General features: G+C 52.2%; 4 protein-coding genes. 1 reads left to right on the plus strand and 3 read right to left on the minus strand.

The window, feature by feature from the left end; translation table 11 throughout:
- A partial coding sequence (gene proP / locus KQJ19_RS22270; protein WP_216404166.1) for a glycine betaine/L-proline transporter ProP occupies window positions 1–800 on the minus strand: 800 nt, incomplete at its 3' end.
- A 699-nt stretch (window positions 801–1,499) separates the two neighbouring features.
- Here proP and kdgT point away from each other — a divergent pair.
- A complete protein-coding gene (gene kdgT / locus KQJ19_RS22275) occupies window positions 1,500–2,498 on the plus strand; it encodes a 2-keto-3-deoxygluconate transporter (RefSeq protein ID WP_047357715.1) in 999 nt (332 codons plus the stop codon).
- Between the two features lie 29 nt (window positions 2,499–2,527).
- On the opposite strand, the gene KQJ19_RS22280 is transcribed toward kdgT, so the two are convergent.
- The gene (locus tag KQJ19_RS22280; RefSeq protein WP_049282262.1) at window positions 2,528–3,421 is read right to left on the minus strand and encodes a diguanylate cyclase regulator RdcB family protein; all 894 of its coding nucleotides are present in this window, start codon (window positions 3,419–3,421) and stop codon (window positions 2,528–2,530) included.
- A partial coding sequence (locus KQJ19_RS22285) for a clamp-binding protein CrfC (protein ID WP_216404167.1) occupies window positions 3,418–5,301 on the minus strand: 1,884 nt, incomplete at its 5' end. The genes KQJ19_RS22280 and KQJ19_RS22285, both read right to left, overlap by 4 nt.

Below are 5,301 nucleotides of genomic sequence, written 5' to 3' on the forward strand. Positions count from 1 at the left end.
AGACCAATACATGCCAGCAGGCTGCGCCAGTGCCTGGTCGCAATCTCTTTAAACGACACCTTCGGACCGTCCTGCAGTCCCTGACGATCGCCCTGCTCCAGTTTATCCACGTGCTGCTGGAACGCCGGAGTCTCTTCCAGTGCATGACGCAGGTACAGGCCAATAAGCCCTAACGGTAGCGCCAGGAAGAACGGAATACGCCAGCCCCACTCAAGGAAGTTTTCTTCGCCGACGATAGTTGAGATCAGGACTACCACGCCCGCACCCAGCACAAACCCGGCAATCGAGCCGAAGTCCAGCCAGCTGCCCATAAATCCGCGCTTACGGTCTGGCGAGTACTCTGCGACAAAAATCGACGCCCCGGTATACTCTCCGCCGACCGAGAACCCCTGCGCCATTTTACACAGCAACAGCAGAATCGGCGCCCAGATACCAATCGAGGCATACGAGGGAATGAGACCGATACAGAAGGTACTTATCGACATAATCACAATGGTGATAGCGAGGATCTTCTGACGACCGTATTTATCGCCAAGCATACCGAAGAACAATCCGCCAAGCGGTCGAATCAGAAAGGGAACAGAGAAGGTGGCAAGTGCAGCAACCATCTGTACGCTGGGGTCAGCCCCCGGGAAGAACACTTTACCTAATGCGTAAGCAACAAACCCATAAACACCAAAATCAAACCACTCCATCGCATTACCTAACGACGCCGCAGTAATGGCTTTTCGCAGTTTACCGTCATCAATGATGGTAACGTCGCGCAGCGTAATTGGTTTTATTTTTTTCCTTTTTAGCATACTCGTCCTCATAGACTTAGCCCTGTCACGCTACAGATCGAGTCCCTCAACGCCCCTGCGTCAAGGTCATCACCGAGCGGGGAATGCACAGACGCATTCCCTGTAACAAGCGTAGCAGGTTTACTTACACTGACGAGAAACGAGCAGTACAACCGAACCTGTTGACGCCTGATTGGGCGGTTAATGACCTCTTTACCCTAACAGTGTTTAAATTTGTGATCAACTTCACATATAGATTTCCATTTCGTCAACATGCGTAAATCAGGTCATTCTTAGTCAACTTTTTAACATGTAATGCTTGCGATTTTCTGGCAATTAAATACAAGAATAAATCGCTTTGTTGCACCAACAATCACAACAGTCACTATTATTCTGCTAGGCAAAAACCCACCTAATCTCTTCACAAAAAGATCACAGCTTTTTTAATAATCAGAGCACTCAGGAACTTTTGCTCGGAATATGTGATGAAGATAACTAAAACATCGTTTTATTTTGATTGAATCAATGTTCCCATGAATGCAAACTAATTCCAGACGCAATATCCCTGGGAGCAGCAACACGCTCAACGTATGCCGCGTTAGATTTTATAAAACAAAGAGATAGCTGTTTTCTTTGTTAAGAAACACCAGTAACTACTTGAATTTATTAATTTTTATTTCCTTGCGCGTGTATTCCCTGCGACAAGAGATGAGGACGCTTATGAAAATTAAAGCCACGATTGAACGCATCCCTGGCGGAATGATGTTGATTCCTCTGTTATTAGGCGCAGTGTTAAATACGTTAGCTCCGGATACCGGCGCGTATTTCGGTTCGTTTACCAAAGGAATGATCAGCGGAACGGTGCCGATTCTGGCAGTGTGGTTTTTTTGTATCGGTGCATCTATTGATTTACGAGCAACCGGCACGGTATTACGCAAATCCGGCACACTGGTATTAACTAAAATAGCCGTGGCATGGGTAGTGGCAATGATTGCTGCTTCATTTATTCCTGATACCGGTATTCAAACCGGGTTCTTTGCCGGTCTTTCGGTACTGGCAATTGTTTCAGCGATGGACATGACCAACGGCGGTTTGTACGCCAGCCTGATGAACCAGTACGGAACCAAAGAAGAGTCTGGCGCATTTGTGTTGATGTCTCTGGAATCCGGTCCGTTAATGACCATGGTGATCCTCGGCTCCGCGGGTCTGGCTTCCTTCGAACCACACCATTTTGTCGGCGCGGTATTACCGTTCCTGATTGGTTTTGCGTTGGGTAACCTGGATCACGATCTGCGTTCCTTCTTCAGCAAAGCCACGCCGGTGCTGATCCCGTTCTTCGGCTTCGCGCTGGGCAACACGATTAACCTGAGCGTCATCGTTGATACGGGTCTGCTGGGCATCCTGCTGGGCGTCGCGGTTATCGTCATCACCGGTATTCCGCTGATTATTGCTGACCGCGTTATTGGTGGCGGGAACGGTACGGCAGGCGTAGCAGCCTCTTCTGCGGCCGGCGCTGCAGTGGCAAACCCGGTGATTATCGCCCAGATTAACCCGGCATTTGAACCGGTTGCCGCATCCGCTACGGCGCTGGTTGCCGCCAGCGTGATAGTCACCGCGATTCTGGTGCCGATTATCACCGCGCTGTATGCCAAACGTTTTAATAAAAACCCGGTCGTCAATGAGACGGTGGCTACCCCGGCAGACTCACTGCACCACTAAACTGCCTTTATCCCACTCACCGTTCCTGCTCAATTGATGAGCGGGGACGGTGCAAAAATCTCCTCAACCATCGCATCAACCAGCCGCTTCGCCGAACACAATCTCGGCATGCCCAACGCCACATTTTGCCAACGCTGCGTCACCGACCAGCTCACCGGATGACGCTGCGCATCGCACCAGTCCCCGAGCCAGCTCAACATATCGTTGTGCTCACCCGAGCCGCCAACCACCGGCGTGCTGAGCCAATGATGATAGTAATGACGCGTGGCGGGGGCCGCATTCACGCTGTCTGCCAGCGCCTGAGCAGCCATCGTTCGCAGGTTGTCTTTTAGCATTGACACCACATCGGCATTTGCTAACCGGCAGGCGTCACCAAAGGCTCCCCAACGCAGCTCCTCTAACGCCACAAAACAGCGTCCAGGTAACGACCAGCCGTCATACGCGCCAGCCCGCCAGCGGGTAAAAATTTGCTCGCTATGTTCGCCCGCTTGCACCGTCAGGCCGCGTTGCGTTACTGCCTTCTCTTTATAAGCGCCGCGCTGGGTAAACCAGTCAGCGAGTGAATTTATCTGCTGCAGAAGACCGGGCGTGGAGAGTCCACGCGGGTCTTCGGTTTGTTGTAAAAACATCAACCCTTCGGCGATCCGTACCAGCGCCAGATGGCCCGGATCGATCATGCCCGCCAGTTTTTCCACCAGTTTTAGACGCATCACCAGATGCTCGCTGGACACGCCTGCCAACACCCATGCTCGCAGTTGCGTCTGGGATAGCACCTCCTGCGTCAGACGCGCACGCAGCCGCTGCTGTTGTTGCAGAAAACCGCCGGAACGTTTGGTTTCATCTCCCTGAACCAGATCGACCATAAACTTCGGGTAGACACACTCCAGCGTCCGCCCGGGGCCTTCCAGTAACACGTTAGTCATGTGTGCTCGGTTGCAAAAAGGGTATTGATATCGTCGCGCAGCAAGCGGGAATCTTCATAAAGCCATGCCGCAGTCGTAATGCGATGCTGCAGTTGTTCGTTCAAGGCATTCACCGCAGATTCATTTTGCTGGCGCAGGGTCAGACTCTCACGCAGGCTCGCCTGTAATTGCGTCAAACACAGTGAAAAATCAGCAAAAAACGTGGTCATGCCTGCCGTAACGGAAATATCGACCTGCGCAGCTAAAGCTTTACGAATTTGTTGGCAAAACTGGGTGACATAGTGCACAAGGTTCTTATGCAGTGCGCCCATATCAATGAGATAACGCGTTTTTGTTTCGACGTACTCATTCCATCCCCAGTTGGGCTGATTCAACCAGCGAGAGAAGGTATCACGCACCACACCGCCAGTTGACGGCGCATTTTCCGCCGGAATATCCTGCTCAATGGCCTCGTTAAACAACTGGCGGGTGTTGAAGTTAAACATCGCCGCATGAAACGCCGGAAAACGGATCCGCGCACGAAAACCAGCGTGGTTCAGCTCCTCTTTCACCCGCTGCTCAATGGGGCGCATGGCGTCATTTAGCGCCCGGGACAGCGTCGACTCAAGCTGTTCAAAGCGCAGAGCTAAATCCCGGCTGATGCTTTCCTGCGCTGCCAGCAAGACAACTTCACAGGACGAGCGCATTTTATCCAGCACGATTTTCGCCTGACCTTCATCGTGCAACACCAGCATTTCTCCGGCCATTTCTGCCGAGGAAACGCCAGCCCCCTGGCCATGTTGTGACATCATCAGGACATTTTCTTTGATAAAGAACGTGTTGATGCCACACAGAATCTCAGTCTGTTGCTCATTGAGATAGGCCGCGGCAGCCTCCAGCGCCAGCTCGACCTCATGACTGACTTCATCACTCACCCGCCCCTGACTCACTTCTAACTGCTGCATATCCTCTTCAATATGCGTGATGTTCAGCCGCAGTTTTTCATAGGCAACCGTTAACCCATGGGCGCGAAACTCCAGATATTCGTGCGCGCTTTGCGCATAGTTCAATAACTTATGCGACGCTGAGCGTAGCGCATACAGCGAAGCATTGGCGTAAGCGGCATGAATCACTTTCTGGATCGGCTGCTCAAACAGCGAATCCTCCCACAACAGATCGGCTGCATGGCGAATGTGCTCCGTATCCTCAAGATCGTTGGTGCACCAGCGCCGGCCAAGCGCCGCTTCGGCAAAATCCTGTACCCAACGTTGCACCTGGTGATCCGGCAGCCGCCCGCAAGTCATCAGCTCATGACGCGCCCTGTTCGCCAGATACCCCCACATCGAAGAAACCGGATAGATTCGCTCCGGGGCAATCCCGCCTTGCATCAGCGTGCCGGAAATTAACGCCCGCACCTGCTCTTCATCGTCACTGTTGCGGTCTTTCTGATCGAATTTATTCACCAGCGCATACAGCGGCACTGACTTGCCGACCGCCATGATCGCGTGGCGCACTTCTTCATCGGAAATCGATTTCAGTTGGGTGTAATCCATCACCACCAGTACCGCAGAAGCCCGCGCCAACTGTTCATTCAGCATCTTTTGTAGATGCGGTTGCCCGGCCTCATTCGGCCCCGGCGTATCCAGCAGGGTTAATTGCCCCGGATAGCTCGCCTGACCGGCCAAATGGACAAATTCGACCTCGATAACCGGAATATGCTCAATCGCGGCATAGGCGGCAAAAGGAAAATCCACTTCCAGTGCTTTTGACAAACGCACCAGGTCATTCAGACTTTTAAGGCAATGGAAAATAGGCTGTGCGCCAAGATAATACCGCTCAAATGCCACGCCGTTTTCAATATGCTGCAGCAGGACATTCATATCCTTATCAATTTCCAGGGT

The organism is Citrobacter sp. S46_ASV_140 (assembly GCF_018919545.1).
GTDB lineage: Bacteria > Pseudomonadota > Gammaproteobacteria > Enterobacterales > Enterobacteriaceae > Citrobacter > Citrobacter braakii.

Coding starts and splice junctions, on each gene's coding strand:
- kdgT (WP_047357715.1), top strand. CDS start 1,500: ATGAAAATTAAAGCCACGATTGAACGCATCCCTGGCGGAATGATGTTG.
- KQJ19_RS22280 (WP_049282262.1), bottom strand. CDS start 3,421: ATGACTAACGTGTTACTGGAAGGCCCCGGGCGGACGCTGGAGTGTGTC.